Genomic DNA, 22,269 nt, shown 5'->3' with positions numbered 1-22,269 from the left:
CTGGGTCAGGCTGATTTTTCGTTACCAGATCAGCCTCCAAGGACCATTGCCGGCACGCGAGCGCCCCATCTGCTTGACAGATAATGATTGATGCCTTACGACTGACGAAATTCAAAATTCGTCAGTCGTAAGGCAAGACACCATGCAGGAAGCCATCAGCCCGGAAATCGATGTCGGCCGCCAGGATAACATCACAAGGATCCTCAATGCCGCCGAGGGCCTGTTCCGTCACTACGGTTATGGCAAGACGACGGTAGCGGACATTGCCAAGGAACTCGGCATGTCGACGGCCAACATCTATCGGTTCTTTGCGTCCAAGGTCGAGATTCACCAGGCGATCTGCAACCGGATGCTGGGCGGAAGTTATGAGCTTGCCCGGTACACAGCCGGCCTTCCCATCAGCGCCACCGAGCGGCTGCGCCGCTATGCTCTCGAGCAGCACCGACTGACTGTCGAGACCATGATGGACGAGGAAAAGGTCCACGAGATGGTGATCGTCGCCATCGAGCGCGACTGGAACGTCATCGAGAAACACATCGACCGGTTGCACGACCTCATTGCCGAAGTGATTTCAGACGGGATCCGGCTGGGAGAGTTTCGCGAGCAGGACATTTCCGTCGCCGCCAAATGTTTTGGTGCCAGCATCACCTCGCTCTGTCATCCGCAGTTGATCATGCAGTGCATTTCCAAGCCAAACCGGGCGCAGCCCGAAGACCTCGTAGAATTCGCAATCCGGGCACTGAAGTAGCGGCATCACACCGCCAGCCTGCACAAAACACCAGACATCAACGACAGGAATTCAGCCATGGTTTTTCAGGCAGGACGGATAAAGACAACGATAGCAACCTCTATGTTGCTTGCCGCAATGATTGGTCTTGCAGGCTGCTCCGAACAGGCGCCGGAAGTCCAGGCGGACGTCGTGCGGCCGGTAAAGGTCATGACGGTGGCGCAGGCGCAGACGGCGCGCGAACTGGAATATTCGGGCACGGTGCGCTCGCGCACCGAAATGGCACTCGGCTTTCGGGTCGGCGGCAAGATCACCGAACGGCTTGTCGATATCGGCGATCGCGTGACCAAGGGCGACGTGCTTGCCCGCATCGACACGACCGACTACGCGCTGTCGGTTCGTTCCGCCGAGGCCAATCTCGCAGCCGCCGAGCGGCAGGTCGAAACGGCGGCGCTGGCAAAGACACGCGCCGAGGACCTTTTCAACAAGCAGGTCTCGTCGAAATCGCAACTCGAACAGGCGCAGCTTTCCTACAACCAGGCCGTTTCGACACGCGACGCCGCCCTTTCCACCCTTGAACAGGCCCGAAACCAGGTGACCTACGGCGCCCTGCAGGCAGATCGGACCGGCATCGTCACGGCGGTCAACGCCGAGGCAGGCCAGGTGGTTGCCGCGGGTACACCGGTGGTCACGGTCGCGGCGGATGGCGAAAAGGAAGTGCTGGTCGCCGTTCCCGAGACGGACATTCTCGCCTTCAAGCCGGGCAAGACAGTCAAAGTGACGATCTGGTCGAACAGCGGCGAAACCCTGGAGGGCAAGGTGCGCGAAGTCGCCGGCAGTGCCGATCCGCAGTCCCGGACCTTTGCAATCCGCGTGAGCCTGCCGGAAAATTCGCCGGCGCTGCTCGGCATGACGGCTCTGATAAGCGCGGCTGTGGACGCCGGCCCATCGCTGGTCGCCGTTCCGCTCAGCGCCCTTGCCAAGCAAGGCGAGACGGCCCTGGTCTGGACGGTCGATCCATCAACCGAAACAGTCCATGCGCGCCCTGTCGAGATCGCCGATTTCGCGGGCACTGAGGCCCGGATCGCAAATGGCCTCAAGCCCGGCGACATCGTCGTGACAGCAGGCACGCAGTTCATGCGCGATGAGCTGAAGGTGAAGCTGCCGGAAGCTGCGAACCAGCAGGCAAGCGCCACTGGCCAAGACAAAACCGCCCAGCTTGTCCGCTAAGCCGAAATCAAGGAACGGAACGACGCCATGACCACCTCGACCAACGGCCCAGCCGGCGATGGCAAACAAGCTTTCAACCTGTCGCGTTGGGCCATCGGCCATGCGGGCATTGCACGCTTCCTGTTCGGCCTCATTCTCCTCACCGGCGTTTTCGGGCTCATGAACATGGGCCAGAAGGAAGATCCGGATTTCACCTTCCGGGTGATGGTGATCCAGGCCGCATGGCCCGGCGCCTCGATCGAGGAAATGCAGGATCAGGTCGTCAACAAGATCGAGCGCAAGCTGCAGGAGACGCCGCATCTGGATTTCGTGCGTTCCTATAGCCGCGCCGGAAGCGCGATCATCACGCTGCAGGTCAAGGGCGACACGGATGCAGCCGAGGTGGCCGATGCCTTCTACCAGGTCCGCAAGAAGGTCGGCGACATCCGCTCGGAACTGCCTTCCGAACTTTACGGTCCCTATTTCAACGATGAGTTCGGCGATACCTTCATCACCCTGCACTCGCTTACCGGTGAGGGGTTCAGCTATCCCGAACTGAAGGCCTATGCCATCCAGGCGCGCGACATGCTCCTGGCGACGCCGGGCGTCGAGAAGGCCGTGATCATCGGCGACCAGCCCGAGAAGGTCTACATCGACGTTTCCTCCAAGGCACTGGCAGAGCGCGGCTTGACCCTTGCCGACCTGAACACCACGCTGGCCGGCCAGAACAATGTCGATCCGGCCGGCCGCGTCGAGACCGGGGAACGGTCGGTGCGCATCTCCGTCGAGGGCAGCGTCGACAAGGTGGACGACATCCGCGAATTGCGGCTGCGCTCCGGCGGGCAGGTGACGCGGCTTGGCGATATCGCAACCGTGACCGCAGGGCTGGAAGAGCCGTTTGCGCGCAAGTTCCGTTTCGACGGCCAGGACAGCGTCCAGATCGGCGTCGTCATGGCCAAGGGCTACAATGTCATTGATGTCGGCAAGACGGTCGAGGCGACCTATGAGCGCTTCAGCGAGGCCCTGCCCTATGGCGTGAAGATCGATCAGATCGCCAACCAGCCCGAGGTCGTGACCGAGGCCGTCGGCGAATTCATGAAGGCTCTCGGCGAAGCGCTGATCATCGTGCTCATCGTCTCCTTCGTGTCGATCGGCTGGCGTTCCGGCCTCGTCATTGCCATCGCCATCCCGCTGGTTCTCGCGGCCACCTTTGCCATCATGTACGAACTCGGCATCGACCTGCAGCGCATCTCGCTTGGTGCCCTGATCATCGCGCTCGGTCTTCTCGTCGACGATGCTATGATCGTTGTCGAGATGATGGAGCGCAAGCTGGAGGAAGGCCTGGAGAAAATCGAGGCTGCGAGCTTTGCCTATTCCTCCACCGCATTTCCGATGCTAACGGGAACGCTGATCACCACGGCAGGCTTCATCCCGGTCGGTTTTGCCGCCTCGACGGCCGGCGAATACGTGCGCTCGCTGTTTTACGTGGTCGGCATCGCGCTGGTGGTTTCCTGGTTCGTCGCGGTCTATTTCACACCCTGGCTCGGCTACATGATCCTGAAACAGCGCCATCATGTGGGCGCCCACAAGGACGTGTTCGACACCCGCTTCTATCGCCGTCTGCGGGCCAGCGTCGGCTGGGCCGTGCGCCATCGCCTCACCGTGATTGCGCTGACACTCGCGACCTTCGTCGGCAGTCTCTGGGCGTTCCAGTTCATTCCGCAGAACTTCTTCCCGCAATCCTCGCGCCCGGAAATCCTTGTCGATCTCTGGCTGCCCGAGGGGACCAGCATCACCGAGGTCGAGGCGCAGGCAAAGGCGCTGGAGGACCGCATCATCGCGGACGAAGACAAGCGCTTCATCGCCACCTATATCGGCGAGGGTGCGCCGCGCTTCTTCCTGCCGCTCGACCAGCAATTGCGCAATCCGAACTTCGCCCAGCTGCTCGTCATGGCCAAGGACGAACCGGCCCGCGAACGCCTGATCCTCAAGCTGCGCGACATTCTGGCCGAAGATTTCCCCTCGGTCCGCTCCAAGGTCGACCGGCTGTTCCTGGGGCCGCCGACCGGCTGGCCGGTGCAGATGCGCGTGAGTGGTCCTGATCGGGCCGAGGTGCGGCGCATCGCCGATCAGGTGAAGCAGAAATTCTCCGACAATCCCATGCTCGGCGCCGTCCATGACGACTGGCTGGAACCGGTGGCGGCCATGAAGCTGGTCATCGACCAGGACCGCGCCCGGGCACTCGGGGTTACGTCGCAACGCATTCGCCAGATGCTGCAGGCGACCACCAGCGGCGCGCCGCTCGGGGATTTCCGCGACGGCGAGGAAACGGTTTCGATCGTTGCCCGCGAACCACAGGAAAACCGCAAGCTGCTCTCGGCCGTCAACTCGGTCTATATCCCGACCGATTTCGGCGGCTTCATTCCGCTCTCCCAGATCGCCAAGGTCGTGCCGGTTCTCGAACAGGGCGTCGAATGGCGGCGCGACCGCCTGCCGACGATCACCGTGCGCGGCACCCTGCCCGATGGCGTGCAGCCCAATGACGTGGCGCTGAAGATGTATGGCGAGATGCAGGGCCTGAGGGACGGGCTTGCCCCCGGCTACAAGGTCGATATCCAGGGCGGCGCCGAGGATGCGGCCGAAAGCCAGGCCTCGATCGCCGCCAAGGCGCCGATCATGTTGCTGGTCATCGTCGTGCTTTTGATGATCCAGTTGCAGCATTTCGGCAAGGCGATGCTGGTGCTGGCCACCGGGCCGCTCGGCATCATCGGCGCCAGTGCGGCGCTTCTGATCAGCGGCGCGCCCTTCGGCTTCGTTGCGATCCTCGGGGTTATCGCGCTCCTCGGCATCATCATCCGCAACTCGATCATCCTGATCGACCAGATCGACCAGGACATCGCCGCCGGCATGAACCGCATGGAGGCGATCATCGGCGGGGCGGTGCTGCGTTTCCGCCCGATCATGCTGACGGCACTGACTGCCGTGCTTGCGCTGATCCCGATCTCGCGCGGCGTCTTCTGGGGACCGCTCGCCTACGCCATGATGGGCGGCATCCTGGTGGCGACGGTGCTGACGATCTTCGTGCTGCCTGCCGCCTATGCGCTGTTCTTCGGTCGCGAGCCCAAGGCACGGTCGGCCGAAGCGGAAACAGCGCCGGCAGCGCTGGGCGATGGGATTGAGGTCATGCGACCAACCGCCATCGCGGCGGAATAAGCAAGAGCGGGTAAAATCACTTCGTGAACAAGGAGGCACCGCGCGGAGACGCGCAGTGGCTTTTTTATAATTGAGAAAACGATTTCACGATCTCGGTTGACATTTACAGCACCTTTTGCCACTTGTGGGAAAATTCGTGAAAACGATTTCACAGTTTTCAGAGGCAGCACATTGGACGTATCGGACACCAAGCTTGTCGATGTGGCGCGGAGAGCAGGCTGCTCTCCGGCGACCGTCTCGCGTGTGCTGAACGACAATCCGAACGTCGATATCCGTATCCGCGAAAGGGTGCTGCAGGCGGCGATGGATTTGGCCTATGTTCCGAACGGCTCGGCCCGAAGCCTGCGCTCCACCAAGTCGCGCCTTGCAGGCGCCGTCATCCCGACGCTGGATCACGCCATCTATGCCGCCATGATGAACAGTCTACAGTCAGGTCTTTCGGAAAAAGGCGTGTCGCTGATCATTGGCACTTCGGCCTTCGACATCGACCTGGAATATGATCAGGTCAGGCTGCTCGTCGAGCGCGGCGTCGATGCCATCGTGCTGGTCGGTGCTGCCCACCGTCCCGAAACCATCGCGCTGCTCGAACAGCGCAACATCGCCTATGTCTTCACTTACACCGCCGCTGCGACGGAGATCGGCGCGGCAGTCGGGTTCGACAACGACAAGGCCGGGCGTATGGCCGCGCGCTACCTGCTCGATCTCGGCCACAACAGGATCGCCATGCTCGGCGGGATAACCGATAACAACGACCGGGCCATTGCGCGCCGGGACGGTTTCGTTGCGGAACTGCGCGAGAACGGCATCACTCCACTCAGCATCATCGAATCCGCCTACAGGGTCGACGGTGGCCGGTTGGGGATGCAGCAGTTGATGGGCGCGGACAATCCGCCAACCGCCGTCTTTTGCGGCAGCGATATCGTTGCCGCCGGCGCGCTCAAATATTGCCGGGAAGAGAATATCGCCGTGCCGGGCACGGTTTCGGTCCTCGGCTTCGACAATCTCGAAATCGGCGAGCTGACGAGCCCGGAGCTGACCACCGTCGATGTGCCGGCTAAGGAAATGGGCACGCTGGCGGCTCAGTATCTGCTGGCGACACCCGCCCAGCGCCTGCACATGCGGGTCCGGGAACTCCCGCTTCGTCTGGTCCTGCGCGGCAGCACCGCAGCGGCATCGCGATGAAACGAACATCGATTGAACTGTCCGGGAGGGATAAAAAATGACGCCCAGAGATCTTCTGACCACGCTTTTCAATGCAGCTGTCGAGGCGGCAAAGCCCGATCAGGGTATTCGTAAGTTTCTGCCCGCCGTGCCGAAGGGGCGGACGATCGTCATCGGCGCAGGCAAGGGTGCCGCACAGCTTGCTCGCGCGCTCGAGGACGCCTGGCCGGGGAACTCGAGGGCGCTGTCGTCACGCGGTACGGCTACGCCACCCCTGCGCGCAGATCGAGGTTATGGAAGCGTCTCACCCCGTGCCGGATGAGGCCGGGCTCGCGGCCTCCGCCAGACTACTCGAACTTGCGCGCGATCTGACCGAGGACGACCTTGTGATTGCGCTGATGTGCGGCGGCGGATCGGCGCTCCTGCCGGCACCACCGGAAGGTTTTGAACTCTCCGACGAAATCCTGCTCAACGAGGCCCTGCTGAAATCCGGTGCGCCGATTTCGGCGATGAACCTCATCCGCAAGCATTTCTCCCGGATCAAGGGCGGACGTCTTGCCGCGGCAGCCCATCCGGCACAAGTCGTGACCTTCGTCGTTTCCGACATACCGGGCGACAATCCGGCGCTGGTTTCCTCCGGGCCGACCATACCGAGTGAGGGCGATGCGCGGGACGCTTTGAGGGCGATCGAGACCTATCGCATCGGCCTGCCGGCGAAGATCATCCGCCACATCGAGACCGCGGCGCGCGCTCCATCACCGGAAGACCCGGAATTTTCCGGCCACCACGTTCACCTGATCGCCTCAGCAAATGTCTCGCTGGAAGCGGCAGCGGCCGTGGCGGAAGCGCAGGGCGTGCAAGCTGTAATCCTGTCGGACGCGCTGGAGGGCGAGGCACGCGAAGCTGGCAGCTTCCATGCGGCGATTGCCCGCGAAGTGGAGCGCCGCGGCCGGCCATTTCAGACACCCGTGGTGCTGCTTTCCGGCGGGGAAACCACCGTGACCGTCCGGGGAAAAGGAAAGGGCGGCCGAAACACGGAGTTCCTCCTGTCCTTCGCCACACAGATTTCAGGCTCGACGCGCATTCACGCGCTGGCCGCCGACACGGACGGTATCGATGGCAGCGAGGACAATGCCGGGGCATTCGCCGATGGAACAAGCATCGGCCGCATGCTGGCCGCCGGTGTCCGGGCAGACGCGAATCTGGCCAACAACGACGCCTGGTCTGCCTTCGACGCCGTGGACGATCTGTTTGTCTGCGGACCGACAGGGACGAACGTCAATGACTTCAGGGCGATCCTGATTCTTTGACAAGAACGCCAGACCCTAGAGTTCGCGCAGCACCGGAGCGGCCTTCTGGCCGAGAACCCGCCAGGTTCCGATCAAGCCGATGCCGACGGTCATTGCCAGGGCGATCACCACCGTGAGGCCCGCAACGTCAGGCAGGAAGGATGATGGCAGCGTCATGATCCGGCTGACGACGAACCAGGCCGACACGCCACCGGCAAAAAGAGCAAAGATCGCCGTCGACAGGCCGAGAATGGCATATTCGTAGGAGAAAGCCCGGATCAGCGTGGCGCGCGTTGCACCGAGCGTCTTCAGGACGACGGCATCGTGAATGCGCGCCCGGTTGCCGGCTGCGAGCGCCCCGGCCAGCACCAGAACGGACGCAACCAGCGCAACGGCTGCTGCCGCACGGATGGCGGTCGCCAGCTGACCGACCAGTTCGTTGATGATGTCGAGCGCGTCCTTGACGCGCACGCTGGTGATGGTCGGGTAGGCGTTGGTGATCGCCTTCAGCGCAGCCGCCTCCTGCTCCGCCGTTGCCGTGGGGTCGATAACAGTGGCAAGCCAGGCATGGGGAGCGCCGGCGAATGTGTTGGGCGAAAACACCATGACGAAATTGATCGACAGCGATTCCCACTCGACGGTGCGGAAATTGGCGATCTTCGCCGTGATGTTGCGGCCAAGCACGTTGACGGTGACGGTGTCGCCGATCTTCAGGCCGAGTTCGCCAGCCTCCTCCTCGGAAAAGGACACCAAGGGTTCACCGGTATAGTCGGCGCTCCACCACTCGCCTTCCGTCAGGGTCGAGTTTTCCGGAATGTTTTTGGCATAGGTGATGCCGCGGTCGCCGCGCAGCACCCATTGGCCGCCCGGCGGCACGGTCATCTTGCTGATATCCTGCCCGTTGAAGGCAAGGATGCGGCCGCGCAGCATCGGCACCTCGATGATCTTGCCCTGTGGCAATGCCATCTGCAGCACGGAACGGAAACCCTCGATCTCGGTGCCCTGGATATCGACGAAGAAGAAGTTCGGCGCCCGCTCCGGCAGGTTTCCGGTCAGTTCCCGCCGCAGATTGCCGTCGATCAACGCCAGCGTGACCAGCAGCGCGAGACCAAGCCCGAGCGAAAGAACGACAGAGGGTGTCAATGCACCCGGACGGTGGATGTTGCCGATTGCCAGCCGCAGCGCCGGGGATTTGACCCGTGGCGCCCGCCGAGCAATCGCCGAGACAAGCACGGATACGCCGCGCAGGACCACGAAGGCGAAAGCGATGGCACCAAGGAAGACCATGGAGATATAGCGGTCATAGGCCGTGAAGATGGCAAGGCCGGCGAGCGCCGCAAGGCAAAGGGCTGCTCCGGCGATATAGGGCCAGGCCGGCCATCGCGCACGCTCGAAACCCTGCTCGCGAAACAGCGCGGTCGCGGGAACATCGCGGGCGCGGCCAAGCGGCAGGATGGCGAAGGCCAGCGCCGTCAGCACGCCGAACAGCGAAGCCATGCCGAGCGCCGACGGGAAGAATTCGAAACCGGTCGACACGGGCAGGATGCCGGCCAGGAACTGGGCCGCGACAAACGGAATGAGGGCGCCGACAATGAGACCGATGACAATGCCGATCAGCGCGATGAACAGGATCTGGAACAGGTAGATCATCGCGACGACGGAAGCAGGCGCACCGAGGCATTTGAAGGTCGCGATGACGCCACGCTTGGAATCGAGGAAAGCGCGCACGGCATTGGCGACGCCGACGCCACCGACAATCAGCGCGGTCAGGCCGACAAGCGTCAGGAACTGCGAAAACCGGGTGATGTTGGCCGTCAGCGCAGGGGCTGCATTCTCCGAGGTTCGGATCGACCAGCCGGCCGACGGAAAGCGGTCCTCGGCCTCCTTGCGGATCAGGGGCAGGCTTGCGGGGTTATCGACGCGGGCCTTGTAGACATGCTGCACCAGACTGCCTTGCTGGACTAGCCCCGACGCGGCCAGCGCGTCCTCCGAGATCATCAGCCGCGGTGCAAAGCCGAAACCTTCCGACAGCGCATCCGGTTCACGCAGGATCGTGCCGGTGACGCGGATTTTCGCGGTGCCCAGCATGAGTTCGTCGCCGACCTTGATGCCGAGTCGTTCCAGCAGGAGGGTGCGGCCAGACCGCCGAACCGGTCGCCGTCCTTGGCAAGACTGGCCGAAAGCGGCCCGGCGGGCTCGCTTTGCAGCGTGCCATAAAGCGGATAGGCGCCATCGACAGCCTTGAGTTCGACCAGCGCCTGATTGGAACCATCCGGCAAGCGCGCCATCGACCGCAGCGACGATGACATGGAGAGCGAACCCGTGCCATCGAGAAAGGTCGTTTCCTCGTCGGTCGCGACGCGGTTGTTGAGCTGGAACCGGATATCGCCGGCCAGAAGCTCCTGCCCTGGCTGGCGATCGAGCCGGTGATCGATTGCGACAGCGAGTTGACGCCGGCAATGGCGGCGGTGCCGAGCGCGATGCAGGCGAGGAAGATGTAGAAGCCCTTGAGGCCGCCACGCATCTCCCGCAATGCCAGTCGGAAAGCGAGAGCGATCGACGCGCCAAAGCGTTGCGGAATGATATCGGCAGCGATCCTCATGCGGTCACGACCGCGCTGCGGTGAGCGCCTGCATCCTTCATCGGCACCGAACCATCATCGACGATCTCACCGGAGCGCACGCGCACCTGGCGCGAGCAGCGCGCCGCCAGGCTCGCATCATGGGTAACGAGAATGAGCGTCATATCGCGCTCGGCCTGTTTCGAAAAAATCAGATCGGCGATCTGCCGGCCGGTCTCGGCATCGAGATTGCCGGTCGGCTCATCGGCGATCAGGAGCTTTGGCGATGGCGCAAGCGAGCGGGCAATCGCCACGCGCTGCTGCTCGCCGCCGGACAGCTGGCCGGGATAATGCGACAGGCGCTCGCCGAGGCCGACGGAGACAAGTTCTTGGCGGGCGATTTCAAAGGCATTCCTGACATTGGCAAGCTCAAGCGGCACCGCGACGTTTTCGAGCGCCGTCATATTGGGAATGAGATGAAAGGACTGGAACACGATGCCGATATTGCGGCCGCGGAATTCCGCCACCCGATCCTCGCTCAATCCGTGCAAAGGGGTGCCAGCAATGGTGATCTCGCCGCTGTCCAGCCGCTCCAGGCCGGCCAGCACCATGAGAAGCGTCGACTTGCCGGACCCAGACGGCCCGACAATGCCAACGGATTCGCCGGTACCGATGGAGAGGCTCATCCCCTTGAGAACATGCACCGAGGCTGCAGCCTGCCCGAGCGTCAGATCCGCATTTTTCAGTTCGATCATGGTTTTTACCAAAGGAAACCGCCCTATATGTGAAAGTATGAAAAATGCCAGCCTGACTGTTACGACGGGCGGATGGGAACGGATTTAGGGACGACATCATGCGATTAAAAGGTTTCAGGGCATTTTTGTTGGTGTTGGCGTCCATCTTTCTCTCAACGCCCGTGGCATCCCGTGCGGAAACGATCAGTCTTGTCGGCTTCGGCGACAGCCTGATGGCCGGTTACCAGCTTCCGCCGGAAGATGCCTTTCCCGCGCGATTGGAGAAAGCCCTGCGCGAAAAGGGGCTCGACGTGACGATCGCCAATGCCGGTGTGTCCGGCGACACGACCTCGGGTGGCTTGGCACGGATCGACTGGTCGGTGCCTGATGGCACCAAGGGCGTGATCCTCGAACTGGGCGCCAATGACGCGCTGCGCGGCATCCCGCCGGAGGACAGTCGCAAGAACCTCGACGCCATGCTGTCCAAGCTCAAGGCGCGCAGTATCCCGGTGCTGCTGATCGGCATCTTCGCGCCGCCGAACATGGGCGGCGACTATGCCGACCGCTTCAACCCGATCTATGCAGAACTCGCCAAGACCCACGGGCTGGAGCTCTATCCATTCTTTCTCGATGGAGTCATCGACGACGCAACGCTCAAGCTCGAAGACGGCATGCACCCGAACGGCAAGGGCATTGGCGTCATGGTCGAAAAATTTCTGCCGGTTGCAGAACGGTTTATCGGGCGTCTTTCCGCGGGCGGCTGATCGGCGGATGTTGCGGCTTGCGCGAATCGACAGACCGCGCGGTGACCGTTCAGAAGTTGTTAACAGGATGCGCGCCAAATATTGCAGGTGCTAAATAACAGTTGCTTACAGATGATCGGCATGTTTCGCTGAGACGTCTGAAAGAGATTCGGGGAGCTCGTCATGCCGAGACTTTTCACCGCCCTCGAGATTCCGCGTAATGCCGCGATGAGCCTTTCATTGTTGCGTGGTGGTCTTCCCGGTGCCCGTTGGATCGATGTGGAAAACTACCACATCACGCTTCGCTTCATCGGCGATGTCGATAACCGCACCGCAGACGAGATCGTCGATCGGCTGGACCGGATCGAACGCCCCGAATTCCAGCTTCAACTCACCGGCATGGGCGCATTCGGATCGAAGAAGCCGCACTCGGTTTTTGCCGGCGTCAGCAACCCGCCGGAAATGTATGCGCTGCAGGCGGAGATCGAACGCATCTGCCAGAGGCTCGGCCTGCCCGCCGACCCGCGTAAGTTCACCCCGCATGTGTCGCTGGCGCGGTTGCGCTCGTCCCGTGTCGATGACGTCGTCAGCTATCTTGGCGGGCGTGGCAACTTCCACACCAATCCTTTCACCGTCTCGCGCTTCGTGCTGCTCTCGTCACGCGATTCCGTGGGCGGCGGCCCCTATCTGACGGAAGAGATTTTTCCGCTCTACGAGAAACGCTCGTCGAGCCTGCCGATGAGCGACGAACACCCGGCGGAGAGCATTCTGTAGACCGTTTCGAAGCCATCCTCGCTTTCGTAGTACGGGTCCGGCACATCGGTGGCGGTGCCAAGCGCATAGTCGAGAAACAGGTGGATTCGCATTTGTGCTGCATCCGGCGCCAGCGCGCGCAGATGGTCGACATTGCGGCGATCCATGCCGAAGATCAGATCGAAATTTCCGAAATCCTCAGGGGTCACGCGTCTGCAGCGCTGCCCGCTGATATCGATACCGTGGCGCGCGGCAACGGCGATTGATCGCGGGTCCGGCGCATCGCCGACATGCCAGCCACCCGTCCCGGCAGAATCGACTATAATTTCCAGCCCGGCTTCCGCCGCCTGCTGCTGCAATATCCCTTCAGCCAGAGGCGAACGGCAGATATTGCCCAGACAAACGAAGAGAATGCGCATCGGTTTCATGCTATCCAGCGTGTTGAAAAGAATATCGAACCTATCGGCAGCGCCGGCGTTCTGACCCTGAAACATTCGCCGCGCCATCGCAAGACCGGTCACGAGAAGGGGAATATCATGAAACAGGAAAAACTCGACGTCACCACCATCAAGGAGCATCTCCATGGCATGGAGGGCTGGGTACTGGCGGAAGACGGACTGTCTATCTGGAAAACCTTTCGTTTCAAGAGCTTCGTCGAGGCCTTCGGCTTCATGACGGAAAGCGCGCTGGCTGCTGAAAAACTCAACCACCACCCGGAATGGTTCAATGTCTACAACAAGGTGGACGTGACGCTAACCACGCATGACGCCAAAGGCCTGACGGAACTGGATTTCAAGCTGGCGGCCAGAATGGACAAGGCCGCCGCCGGGCGCATGCCCGATCACATCAAGTAACCTCTATCCGCAGGCAGCATGGAACCGGCATTTGAATTGCCTGATAACGGCACCATATGTTTCCGATGACAGAGGAAAGGGACAAGATGGACGACGTCAAGATCGGCGAAATACTCCTGCCCGGCGAACAGAGCGAACAGGAAGCCCGCGCCAAAAAGTTCGCCGGCGGTTCTGGCCGACGCTGAAGCGCGCGATGCGGCAGGTCCCGTTCAGCCGCGATCTCGTTGCAGCCTATTATTGTGCCATGGATCCGACGACGCCGCTGCGGACACGCGGCATCCTTCTGGGCGCGCTCGCCTATTTCGTGATGCCGTTCGATTTCCTTCCGGACATGCTGGCCATGGTCGGCTTTTCCGACGACATCGCAGTGCTGACGGCAGCCTTTGCGGCAATCAGCGGCCAGATCAAGGAAGATCACTATGTTCGCGCCGACGAGGCGCTGGAATCCAGACCGGACGAGTAGCCTCTCCTCAAGCGCTATCGACGCCGTCTTCCTCGAGCAGTTTCTTGAGTTTGCCGAAGGCGAGCCGGATGCGCGATTTCACAGTGCCCAGCGGAATGCCCGTGGCGGCCGAAATCTCCGAATGCGATTGACCGAAGAAGAAGGCCATGCGGATTAGCGCGATCTGCTCCTCGGGCAGTTTTTCCAACGCAACGCGCACGAACTGCTCGCGGTCGCTGTTTTCGACCAGCGCATCGGGTGCTGCGGGGCCGCAGGCATCAGAGAGGGATCGGTTTCGTCCAGCGTCCGGTTGCGCTGACGCCGGGCCGCATCGATGCGGCGGTTGCGGGCGATCCGAAACAGCCAGGTGGATAGCGAGGATTTGGCGGGGTCGTAAAGATGCGCCTTTTGCCACAGCACCACCATGACTTCCTGCGCCAGTTCCTCGGCCTCCATCGCCGGCATATTCTGGCGCATCAGGAAGGATTTCAGTCGCGGCGCAAAGAAATCGAAAAGGGCTGCAAAAGCCGTCTGGTCACGCTTTTCCGCGACGGAGACCGCAAGATTGGCGAAATGCTGTTTTGCATCAACATCCATTCCGCTCTGCCGGCCTCCCTCAGTCCGTCTTTTCTATATTTGCACCACAGGTACAACGCTTTTGCGAAACGTCAAACTCTTGCCTGATTCTTTGTGACATAAAACGTTGCCTTGTATCGGTATTCCATCACACGATGGAGGAAACCCGGCACAAGGGGCATGGGGTGACAAGCAGGCCGCGAAATCGGACTGCGGGCAACGTTCTTTACGGGGCAAATTCAAACCGGACACGCGACCGGACGAACGGGCAAGGCTCGCCGGTAACATTGTGCCGACCTTGAAATCTCGGTACGGTTCTGTCGTATGTGTTTCGCAATGAACCGGGTATGAAGGAAATTCAGGATTGTTGACGGTTTGGTAACCTGAATTAAGTCAAAATCAATCAAATCGTGACCATGCGTACCCGGCCCATATCCAGGATCGGACGTGGCAGCTAAGAAACCGGCAGGACATTATGTTTGTAACAAAGCTCACCACCGCTCTCGCAATCGTGCTTTCTTTTGCCAGCGTGGCCTCGGCCCAGTCGCCAACCCGAATCCAGCAGTTCAATGCCTGGGGTGCCTATTCCTATACGGCCGGCGCCGGCAAGGTTTGCTATGTGCTGTCGGTACCAAAGGAAAAGAGCCCGGCCAATGTCGATCACGGCGACATCTTCTTCCTGGTCTCGCAGCGCCCGGGCCAGAATATCTCCTACGAGCCGCAGGCGATGATGGGCTATCCGCTACAGGAAAATTCCAAGGTCGTCGTCAAGATCGACGAACGGTCCTTCACGCTGTTCACCAAGGGCAATTCGGCCTGGGTCGAGAACGCTGCCGAAGAGCCGGCGCTGGTCGCGGCCATGAAGAGCGGCAAGGCCATGTCTGTCGCGGCAAAATCGCGCAAGGGCACGCCGACCGCCTACTCCTATTCCCTATCAGGCATTTCGGCTGCCCTGAAGCAGATCGAAACCTGCAAGTAAGGCAACCTCGCTTGACCGACTCGCAAAGGCCGGCTTGTCCGGCCTTTGGCCGTTAAGGCATTTGCAAATTGCAGATCTGCCCTGAAGGCCGGGAGGGTGACGATTGGCAAAAAGCGTGCTAAAGGCCCGTCCAATGATGGCTGCGCGGATCCGTTGACGATCCCGATGCGCGGCAAACGAACACTGATCTCAGCATTTTACGCGACGGACTGCAGGCAATACGCTTGACGGGCCTTGGCGTTGCAGAATGGGAAATGGCAGACATGGCCGCGACTGAAGCACTCAATCTGGACCGTCCGGTCAAGGCACCGATCCGTACAGGCCCGGCCCCGGAAATGCCGTCACTGATCGGCCTGTCGCGCGAGGATCTGGGGCAGGCTCTGGCCGGCGCCGGCGTGCCGCAGAAACAGGTGAAGATGCGGGTCAGCCAGCTCTGGCACTGGCTGTATGTCCGCGGCGTCTCCGATTTCGACCATATGACCAATGTTTCCAAGGACCTGCGCGAAATGCTCAAGCGGCATTTCACCATCGCCCGGCCGGAAATCGTCGAGGAGCAGATCTCCAATGACGGCACGCGCAAGTGGCTGATGCGCTTTCCGCCGCGCGGCGCCGGCCGTCCGGTCGAAATCGAGACGGTCTATATTCCCGAAGAAGGCCGCGGCACGCTCTGTGTCTCCAGCCAGGTCGGCTGCACACTCACCTGTTCGTTCTGCCACACCGGCACCCAGAAGCTGGTCCGCAACCTGACGGCGGAGGAAATCCTCTCGCAGCTGCTGCTCGCGCGCGATCGGCTGGGCGACTTTCCCGACCGCGACACGCCGGCCGGCGCGATCGTTCCCAATGAGGGCCGCAAGGTCACCAATATGGTGATGATGGGCATGGGCGAGCCGCTCTACAATTTCGAGAACGTCAAGACAGCACTTCTGATCGCGACCGATGGCGACGGCCTGTCGCTGTCGCGCCGCCGGGTCACGCTTTCGACCTCCGGCATCGTGCCTGAAATCTTTCGTACCGGCGAGGAGATCGGCGTCATGCTGGCAATCTCGCTGCATGCGGTGAAGGACGACCTGCGCGACATGCTCGTGCCGATCAACAAGAAATATCCGCTGAAGGACCTGCTCGACGCCTGCCGCAACTATCCCGGCGTCTCGAATGCCCGCCGCATCACCTTCGAATATGTGATGCTCGAAGGCGTCAATGACAGCCTCGAAGACGCCAAGGAACTGGTGCGGCTCTTGAAGGGTATTCCGGCGAAGATCAACCTCATCCCGTTCAATCCCTGGCCGGGCACGAACTACCAGTGTTCGAAATGGGAGCAGATCGAAAAGTTTGCCGACTTCATCAATGCGGCCGGCTACGCCTCACCGATCCGCACCCCGCGCGGCCGCGATATTCTCGCCGCCTGCGGTCAGCTGAAATCCGACAGCGAACGCATGCGCAAGGTCGATCGCATGGCGCTCGAAGCGCTGATGATCGCAAATCACGGCGAAGACGACTGAACCTGGCGAACATGGATCAGACCTTGGGACGGCCTCCGGCCGTGCTTCAGCGCGTCTGCGTGAACAGGATCTTCACCGCAAAGATCGAGAAGACGCCAGCGAAGGTGTAGTCGATCGCCCGCATCACGCTCTTCTTGCGCTGCAGCCAGGCGGAAAGCCAATCGGCCGTCAGGATGACGGCGATGTTGACCGGCATGGCGGCGAAAATGAAGAAGATGCCGAAGAACAAAAGTTTGGCCGTGACGTTCGGGTCATGGGCCGTGACGAATTGCGGCAGGAAGGTCATGAAGAAGATGATGACCTTGGGATTGAGCAGATTGACGCCGAAGCCGGTCGAAATATTTGACAGGGGCGAGGCGCCGGAATCATCGACCTTTTTCACCGACAGGGTGGAGCCGAAACGGATGGCCTGGATTGCAAGCCAGAAGAGATAGGCGGCGCCGCCGGTCTTCAACACAAGAAATGCCGTCGGTGATGCGGTGATAAGGGCGGAGACACCGAAGGCGACCAGCAGAGTATGAACAAGGCAGCCGAGACTTGTGCCAACAACGACGTACATCGCGGCGGCCTTGCCCTGAGACAAGGCGCGGCTGATCGAAAGCGTCATGTCCGGGCCCGGCGTGGCGGCGAGCAGCAGGGTTGCTGCGGTGAAAGCCAGAAGCGTCGGCAGGCTTGGCAGGAAGTCCATGGGATGTTCTTTCGCGAAACTCGATCGTTCCGTGTCGATAACACGCAGCAACCAATTCGGCTCGGCGTTTTTTTCACAGCACAACAATTTTCGTGAATCCAAGTCCGGTGATTACCGCTGCGTGCCGCGCCGATTATGCCGAACCTTAACGAGTGGCTTTTCGACGACCTGGCCGAAGCAGACAATGGCAACCCGCTGCTCGGTGGTCTTGGCGACGTACATGTAGTCGTCCGCCCGTTTGACGAAGGAAGCGGCTGTGTCGTCTGCCTGCAGGAAGGTAACTCCGACGGCAGCACCGGTATAGGTCACATGCCCATCGACCGGGATCGGCTTGAAGATCCGCTCCATGGTTTCCTGCAAACTGTGCTGCAGGTTCGGCACCAGCATCGGATCAAGCTCCAGCAACACGACGAATTCGTCGCCGCCGATGCGCGCGATGAAGTCCGTTGCACGGAAACTTTCGCGCAGACGGCTGGCAATGACCCGCAATACCTCATCGCCCGCGGCGTGACCCATCGTATCATTCACGGCCTTGAAGCCGTTGAGATCGATGAAGGCGAGCGCCAGCCTTTTTCCGTCTCGTCCATATGCACAACAGCCTCGGCGACAACCTCGTCGAAACAGGCCCGGTTGGGCAGGCCGGACAGAACGTCTGTGCGGGCCGAAGCCTTCAGCGCGTTCTCGATCTCGCGTTGCTGGCGGACACGCGCCGACACGTCGATCAGAATTTCGACATCGAAGGAGACGCCGTTGACCACCGTGCGCTGCGCCGAGATCAGCGTCGGGATGATCGTCCCGTCGACATGGGCGATCTCGACTTCCTCGAGTTCATAGGAGCCCTCCTCGGCCAGCATGCGGTGACGCCGGTTGCGGGCGGGACTGTCGATTGCAGCACCTTCCGAGATGAGCTTGCGGCCTCGGATGTTTTCCCATTTCAAACCGGTGAGCCGCAGATAGGCGTCATTGACCTTTGCATAGCTCGACGTCTGCATATCGCTGGTGGTGATGGACATGGCGACAGGTGCGAATTCGAACATCCGCATCAGCATGGAGGCCAGGACCTCATGAGGAACTATGTCGACGTCGTCCATTTCGTTTCCTGCAGCACTCACCTGACACTGTACGGTAAAGGGCAATTGTTTAAATGCTCTTGAAGCCGCAGGTTCAATTCGAACGAGACACGGCTCTTGCGCGCGGAATTCGCTATCCGCGGCGCATCTTTGTGCAGCACCAGGCGCGGCAACGGCCTCTGCGTCTTGCACGAACGCATAATCTGGCTAAAAGTGCCGCGAAATTTTCCATGCGGCACAGACCGTGCCGCACAAAGACCAGACGGACATCAAGCCCATGACATCGCAGAAGCAAGTGAAGAAAGTCGTCCTCGCCTATTCCGGCGGCCTCGACACCTCGATCATCCTGAAATGGCTCCAGACAGAACTCGGCGCCGAAGTCGTCACCTTCACCGCCGATCTCGGCCAGGGGGAAGAATTGGAGCCGGCCCGCAAGAAGGCCGAGATGATGGGCATCAAGGATATCTTTATCCGCGATGTGCGCGAGGAGTTCGTCAAGGATTTCGTGTTCCCAATGTTCCGCGCCAACGCCGTCTATGAAGGCGTCTACCTGCTCGGCACCTCGATCGCCCGCCCTCTGATCTCCAAGCACCTGATCGACATCGCCCGAGAAACCGGCGCTGATGCCATCGCCCACGGCGCGACCGGCAAGGGCAACGACCAGGTTCGCTTCGAGCTTTCGGCCTATGCGCTCAACCCCGATATCAAGATCATCGCCCCCTGGCGCGACTGGTCGTTCAAGAGCCGCACGGACCTGCTCGAATTTGCCGAAAAGCACCAGATCCCGGTTGCCAAGGACAAGAAGGGCGAAGCGCCTTTCTCCGTTGACGCCAACCTGCTGCACTCGTCCTCCGAGGGCAAGGTTCTCGAGGACCCGGCCGTCGAGGCCCCGAACTACGTCTACATGCGCACGATTTCGCCGGAAGAAGCGCCTGACGTCGCGACCACCGTTACGATCGGCTTCCGCAAGGGTGATGCCGTCTCGATCGACGGCAGGGAAATGAGCCCGGCCTCGATCCTGACCGCCCTCAATGCGCTTGGCCGTGACAACGGCATCGGTCGTCTCGATCTGGTCGAGAACCGCTTCGTCGGCATGAAGTCGCGCGGCATCTACGAGACCCCCGGCGGCACGATCCTGCTCACCGCCCACCGCGCCATTGAATCGATCACGCTCGACCGGGGTGCAGCCCACCTCAAGGACGACATCATGCCGCGCTACGCCGAGCTGATCTATTACGGCTTCTGGTTCTCGCCCGAGCGCGAAATGCTGCAGGCGCTGATCGACAAGAGCCAGGAGCATGTCGAGGGCGAAGTGACTTTGAAGCTCTACAAGGGCAATGTCATGGTTACGGGACGGTCGAGCGACAAGTCGCTCTATTCCGATCAGCTAGTGACCTTCGAGGACGACCAGGGCGCCTACGACCAGAAGGACGCCGCAGGGTTTATCAAGCTCAACGCGCTGCGCCTGCGCACGCTGGCGGCCCGCAACCGCAAGTAATACTGTTTTTCTTGAAAAGCATGTCTGTGAGCCCGCGGCGTCTTCGTCGCGGGCTTTTTCATGATTATTCAAAAGGTCTAGTGACGCTTCAGGCAGTCTTTACGCGGCATGCCCAAAGGAACCATAAATAGCCAGCTATCGACATCGCGCCCATGATCGGGATGACGGTGCCGAAGGCGAGGACCGGCATGCCGAGAACGGCTGCAACGACGCCTGCCGCGAACCCGGCGCCCATCTGGATGAAGCCCATCAGCGCAGAGGCGGAACCGGCGATATGCGGAAACGGAAACATCGCGGCCGTGGTCATCTGCGGCGTGACGAAGGCGATCCCCAACGTGTAGAACGAGACCGGCATCATGATCGACAGGAAACGCGGCTCGAGCAAGACGACGGACAGCACGATCATCAGGCTGCCGAGGCCGATGAGAAGCAGGCCCAGGCGAACCGCCTGCTCACCACTGAAGCGCCGCATGAAGAAACGCAGCGCGATGGAGCCTGAGAAATAGGCGCCCGACTGCATCGGCATGCCCATGCCGAATTGGGTCGGCGTCAGGCCGACTTTCTGGATCAGGATGAAGGGCAGCATGGTCGACTGCGCATAGAGCGCGCCCACGGCCCCCGCCATGACCATGGCGCTCGCCAGAAATCGGCTGTCGGACGCAAGCGTGCGATAGGCAGCCATGACCGGCCCGGGACGTGCCCGGTGAGGCTCCGGCACCGTCGTTTCCTTCAGAAAGACGATCATCGTCAGGCAGGAGAGAAGGCCGAAGACGACCATCAGGAAGAACACCGACTGCCAACCGAAGGCGGCAAGCGTCAGGCCGCCAAGCGTTGGCGCGATGGCCGGGCCGATCGCCAGCATGATGCCGATCAGGTTCATGATCCGCGAGGCTTCCTCGCCGACAAACTGGTCGCGCACGATGGCGCGCGCGACCGTGATCCCGACGGAGGCGCCTATGCCCTGGATCAGCCGTCCGGCCAGAAGCCAGTCGACGCTTGGCGCATAGGCGGCAAGCAGGCTGCCGGCCAGGTAAATCGCGAGGAAAGACAAGGTCGCCACACGTCGTCCGAAGGCATCTGACAGCGGCCCGGCCAGAAGCTGGGCGAAGGCGAACCCGGCAAAGTAAAACGACAGCGTCAGCTTGATCGCCGATTCCGTCGTGCCGAAGGCTTCAACAAGCTGCGGCATGGCCGGGGTATAGAGCGACATTGAGATTGGCCCGAGTGTCGCCAGAAGCGCACCCAGCATGCTGGTGCGCCGTTCGGTCATGCGGTCCGCCATGGGTCGCTCCCTTCTCAGTGTCGTCCGAGCGACGATCCTGTTTTGCAGGTTGAGGCGCAAAACGAGCCGCCCAGCGCGCAAATCTTGGCAGGCGGGCGGCTCGTGCCCGCCGGACAATTATCAGCTCATCCATTCGACGGCAATGCAAGGCGACCGGTGCTCAAAGAGCCTCTTCCTTCGATTTGGCGCCAGCAAGATCGTGCCTGTGGCTTGACGGAATCATGCGGGCAGGATCGAATGGCAATCTGTTTCAAGGAGATTGCATGTCGCAGACCCTGCTCGTCGGCGCCTTTCTGGCGGCCCTTTTTACGTTCTCATTCCCGGCCCGGCCTTCCTCGCCCTTCTTGGCATCGGCGCCGGTCAGGGGCGCAAGGCCGGCGCGATGTTCATGGGCGGGCATCTGGCCGGCGACGTGCTGTGGTCGGCACTCGCCCTCGTCGCGATTGTCGGAGCGAAATCCATCGGCAGCACGATTTTCGACATTCTGGGCCTGTTCTGCGGGCTCTACCTCGCCTGGATCGGCTGGACGGCTTTGAACGCGAAGCCGCGCGGCGAAAACCAGCCGCTGCTGGTCGTTGAGCGTCCCTATCGCCGCGGGCTGATCTTCGGGTTGACCAATCCCAAGGGCTATCCGGTGGCGCTGGCAACTTTCACGGCGCTGCTCGCCGGCTCTGCCAATGCCCTGGAATTTGACGCGCTACCGATGCTGCTTGCGGTCTCCTTCTTCGGCTTCGTTGCCGCCGACCTGATCCTGATCTTCATCATCGGCGCGCCGATCGTGCGGCGGTTCTATCGTCGTCACGAACTGGCGATCGTGCGGCTGTCCGGCCTTCTCTTCATCGGTTTTGCGGTGCAGGCGATCTGGCATGCGGCCCCCGGACTGCTGGGTCTGCGCAAACCCTGAAAAACCGGAACGACTTGAAAACAGCAAACCCGAGACGACCTTGAGGTCTCCACATTCGCCGTCGACAACGGCATCGCCCGCGCTGCAA

The 22,269-nt window shown here is 61.3% G+C and carries 17 protein-coding genes and 5 pseudogenes; 14 read left to right on the top strand and 8 right to left on the bottom strand.

Annotation, left to right across the window (positions count from 1 at the left end; genetic code table 11):
* The first annotated feature begins 142 nt into the window (after nucleotides 1-142).
* From P6U16_RS12635 to P6U16_RS12615, 5 genes and pseudogenes are all read left to right on the top strand, one after another.
* Nucleotides 143-748, top strand: a complete 606-nt coding sequence (locus P6U16_RS12635; protein WP_277700878.1) for a TetR family transcriptional regulator — start codon at nucleotides 143-145, stop codon at nucleotides 746-748.
* Between the two features lie 102 nt (nucleotides 749-850).
* The gene (locus P6U16_RS12630; protein WP_277700877.1) at nucleotides 851-1,957 is read left to right on the top strand and encodes an efflux RND transporter periplasmic adaptor subunit; all 1,107 of its coding nucleotides are present in this window, start codon (nucleotides 851-853) and stop codon (nucleotides 1,955-1,957) included.
* Nucleotides 1,958-1,984: 27 nt separating this feature from the next.
* Nucleotides 1,985-5,149: an efflux RND transporter permease subunit gene (locus P6U16_RS12625; RefSeq protein WP_277700876.1), complete on the top strand. Its 3,165-nt coding sequence runs from the start codon at nucleotides 1,985-1,987 to the stop codon at nucleotides 5,147-5,149.
* Nucleotides 5,150-5,320: 171 nt separating this feature from the next.
* On the top strand, nucleotides 5,321-6,331 hold the full coding sequence (locus P6U16_RS12620; protein WP_277700875.1) for a LacI family DNA-binding transcriptional regulator: 1,011 nt from the start codon (nucleotides 5,321-5,323) through the stop codon (nucleotides 6,329-6,331).
* Between the two features lie 37 nt (nucleotides 6,332-6,368).
* A pseudogene (locus tag P6U16_RS12615) lies at nucleotides 6,369-7,620 on the top strand (glycerate kinase).
* Between the two features lie 15 nt (nucleotides 7,621-7,635).
* On the opposite strand, the pseudogene P6U16_RS12610 reads toward P6U16_RS12615, so the two are convergent.
* Nucleotides 7,636-10,123, bottom strand: a pseudogene (locus P6U16_RS12610) (ABC transporter permease).
* Here P6U16_RS12610 and P6U16_RS12605 point away from each other — a divergent pair.
* Nucleotides 10,034-10,225 carry a hypothetical protein gene (locus P6U16_RS12605; RefSeq protein WP_277704024.1) on the top strand — a complete coding sequence of 64 codons (192 nt, stop codon included), beginning with the start codon at nucleotides 10,034-10,036 and terminating at the stop codon, nucleotides 10,223-10,225. The pseudogene P6U16_RS12610 and the gene P6U16_RS12605 sit on opposite strands and share 90 nt — an antisense overlap.
* On the opposite strand, the gene P6U16_RS12600 is transcribed toward P6U16_RS12605, so the two are convergent.
* Nucleotides 10,198-10,926: an ABC transporter ATP-binding protein gene (locus P6U16_RS12600; protein WP_277700874.1), complete on the bottom strand. Its 729-nt coding sequence runs from the start codon at nucleotides 10,924-10,926 to the stop codon at nucleotides 10,198-10,200. The genes P6U16_RS12605 and P6U16_RS12600 overlap by 28 nt on opposite strands.
* An 86-nt stretch (nucleotides 10,927-11,012) precedes the next feature.
* Between P6U16_RS12600 and P6U16_RS12595 the strand changes: the two genes are divergently transcribed.
* The gene (locus P6U16_RS12595) at nucleotides 11,013-11,657 is read left to right on the top strand and encodes an arylesterase (RefSeq protein ID WP_277700873.1); all 645 of its coding nucleotides are present in this window, start codon (nucleotides 11,013-11,015) and stop codon (nucleotides 11,655-11,657) included.
* 162 nt (nucleotides 11,658-11,819) lie between these two features.
* Nucleotides 11,820-12,410 (top strand): RNA 2',3'-cyclic phosphodiesterase, encoded by a 591-nt coding sequence (gene thpR, locus P6U16_RS12590; protein WP_277700872.1) that lies wholly within the window; start codon nucleotides 11,820-11,822, stop codon nucleotides 12,408-12,410.
* On the opposite strand, the gene P6U16_RS12585 is transcribed toward thpR, so the two are convergent.
* The gene (locus P6U16_RS12585) at nucleotides 12,347-12,817 is read right to left on the bottom strand and encodes a low molecular weight protein-tyrosine-phosphatase (RefSeq protein WP_277703835.1); all 471 of its coding nucleotides are present in this window, start codon (nucleotides 12,815-12,817) and stop codon (nucleotides 12,347-12,349) included. The genes thpR and P6U16_RS12585 overlap by 64 nt on opposite strands.
* A 108-nt stretch (nucleotides 12,818-12,925) precedes the next feature.
* Here P6U16_RS12585 and P6U16_RS12580 point away from each other — a divergent pair, with 108 nt between their 5' ends.
* Entirely contained in the window at nucleotides 12,926-13,243 is a 318-nt protein-coding gene (locus P6U16_RS12580) for a 4a-hydroxytetrahydrobiopterin dehydratase (protein ID WP_277700871.1), read from the top strand.
* Between the two features lie 86 nt (nucleotides 13,244-13,329).
* Nucleotides 13,330-13,706: pseudogene (locus P6U16_RS12575) on the top strand (YkvA family protein).
* Nucleotides 13,707-13,713: 7 nt separating this feature from the next.
* On the opposite strand, the pseudogene P6U16_RS12570 reads toward P6U16_RS12575, so the two are convergent.
* A pseudogene (locus P6U16_RS12570) lies at nucleotides 13,714-14,282 on the bottom strand (sigma-70 family RNA polymerase sigma factor).
* 454 nt (nucleotides 14,283-14,736) lie between these two features.
* On the opposite strand from P6U16_RS12570, the gene P6U16_RS12565 reads away from it, so the two are divergent.
* Together P6U16_RS12565 and rlmN are read left to right on the top strand one after the other, a co-directional pair.
* Complete coding sequence (locus tag P6U16_RS12565; RefSeq protein ID WP_277700870.1) at nucleotides 14,737-15,240, top strand: invasion associated locus B family protein; 504 nt, start codon at nucleotides 14,737-14,739, stop codon at nucleotides 15,238-15,240.
* A gap of 263 nt (nucleotides 15,241-15,503) precedes the next feature.
* Nucleotides 15,504-16,739: a 23S rRNA (adenine(2503)-C(2))-methyltransferase RlmN gene (rlmN, locus tag P6U16_RS12560; protein ID WP_277700869.1), complete on the top strand. Its 1,236-nt coding sequence runs from the start codon at nucleotides 15,504-15,506 to the stop codon at nucleotides 16,737-16,739.
* Between the two features lie 46 nt (nucleotides 16,740-16,785).
* Here the strand turns inward: rlmN and P6U16_RS12555 are convergent, their stop codons facing one another.
* The 3 genes from P6U16_RS12555 to P6U16_RS12545 form a co-directional block, all read right to left on the bottom strand.
* Nucleotides 16,786-17,427: a LysE family translocator gene (locus tag P6U16_RS12555; protein WP_277700868.1), complete on the bottom strand. Its 642-nt coding sequence runs from the start codon at nucleotides 17,425-17,427 to the stop codon at nucleotides 16,786-16,788.
* A gap of 111 nt (nucleotides 17,428-17,538) precedes the next feature.
* Nucleotides 17,539-17,955 (bottom strand): GGDEF domain-containing protein, encoded by a 417-nt coding sequence (locus P6U16_RS12550; RefSeq protein WP_277700867.1) that lies wholly within the window; start codon nucleotides 17,953-17,955, stop codon nucleotides 17,539-17,541.
* On the bottom strand, nucleotides 17,952-18,518 hold the full coding sequence (locus P6U16_RS12545; protein ID WP_277700866.1) for a PAS domain S-box protein: 567 nt from the start codon (nucleotides 18,516-18,518) through the stop codon (nucleotides 17,952-17,954). Before P6U16_RS12545 ends, P6U16_RS12550 begins: the two co-directional genes overlap by 4 nt.
* Nucleotides 18,519-18,774: 256 nt before the next feature.
* On the opposite strand from P6U16_RS12545, the gene P6U16_RS12540 reads away from it, so the two are divergent.
* Nucleotides 18,775-19,995 (top strand): argininosuccinate synthase, encoded by a 1,221-nt coding sequence (locus P6U16_RS12540; protein WP_277700865.1) that lies wholly within the window; start codon nucleotides 18,775-18,777, stop codon nucleotides 19,993-19,995.
* An 88-nt stretch (nucleotides 19,996-20,083) separates the two neighbouring features.
* On the opposite strand, the gene P6U16_RS12535 is transcribed toward P6U16_RS12540, so the two are convergent.
* On the bottom strand, nucleotides 20,084-21,277 hold the full coding sequence (locus tag P6U16_RS12535) for a multidrug effflux MFS transporter (RefSeq protein ID WP_277700864.1): 1,194 nt from the start codon (nucleotides 21,275-21,277) through the stop codon (nucleotides 20,084-20,086).
* Nucleotides 21,278-21,540: 263 nt separating this feature from the next.
* On the opposite strand from P6U16_RS12535, the pseudogene P6U16_RS12530 reads away from it, so the two are divergent.
* A pseudogene (locus P6U16_RS12530) lies at nucleotides 21,541-22,181 on the top strand (LysE family translocator).
* Nucleotides 22,182-22,269: the final 88 nt, after the last annotated feature.

The sequence above is a fragment of the Rhizobium sp. 32-5/1 genome (assembly GCF_029537235.1).
GTDB lineage: Bacteria > Pseudomonadota > Alphaproteobacteria > Rhizobiales > Rhizobiaceae > Pararhizobium.
The sequence above is the reverse complement of the archived record's forward strand: the minus strand, read 5'-3'. Positions and strand labels throughout refer to the sequence as shown.

Excerpts from the sequence above, each read along its gene's own strand:
- P6U16_RS12635 (WP_277700878.1), top strand. The coding sequence starts at position 143 with ATGCAGGAAGCCATCAGCCCGGAAATCGATGTCGGCCGCCAGGATAAC.
- P6U16_RS12630 (WP_277700877.1), top strand. The coding sequence starts at position 851 with ATGTTGCTTGCCGCAATGATTGGTCTTGCAGGCTGCTCCGAACAGGCG.
- P6U16_RS12625 (WP_277700876.1), top strand. The coding sequence starts at position 1,985 with ATGACCACCTCGACCAACGGCCCAGCCGGCGATGGCAAACAAGCTTTC.
- P6U16_RS12595 (WP_277700873.1), top strand. The coding sequence starts at position 11,013 with ATGCGATTAAAAGGTTTCAGGGCATTTTTGTTGGTGTTGGCGTCCATC.
- thpR (WP_277700872.1), top strand. The coding sequence starts at position 11,820 with ATGCCGAGACTTTTCACCGCCCTCGAGATTCCGCGTAATGCCGCGATG.
- P6U16_RS12585 (WP_277703835.1), bottom strand. The coding sequence starts at position 12,817 with ATGAAACCGATGCGCATTCTCTTCGTTTGTCTGGGCAATATCTGCCGT.
- P6U16_RS12580 (WP_277700871.1), top strand. The coding sequence starts at position 12,926 with ATGAAACAGGAAAAACTCGACGTCACCACCATCAAGGAGCATCTCCAT.
- P6U16_RS12565 (WP_277700870.1), top strand. The coding sequence starts at position 14,737 with ATGTTTGTAACAAAGCTCACCACCGCTCTCGCAATCGTGCTTTCTTTT.
- rlmN (WP_277700869.1), top strand. The coding sequence starts at position 15,504 with ATGGCCGCGACTGAAGCACTCAATCTGGACCGTCCGGTCAAGGCACCG.
- P6U16_RS12555 (WP_277700868.1), bottom strand. The coding sequence starts at position 17,427 with ATGGACTTCCTGCCAAGCCTGCCGACGCTTCTGGCTTTCACCGCAGCA.
- P6U16_RS12545 (WP_277700866.1), bottom strand. The coding sequence starts at position 18,518 with ATGGACGACGTCGACATAGTTCCTCATGAGGTCCTGGCCTCCATGCTG.
- P6U16_RS12540 (WP_277700865.1), top strand. The coding sequence starts at position 18,775 with ATGACATCGCAGAAGCAAGTGAAGAAAGTCGTCCTCGCCTATTCCGGC.
- P6U16_RS12535 (WP_277700864.1), bottom strand. The coding sequence starts at position 21,277 with ATGGCGGACCGCATGACCGAACGGCGCACCAGCATGCTGGGTGCGCTT.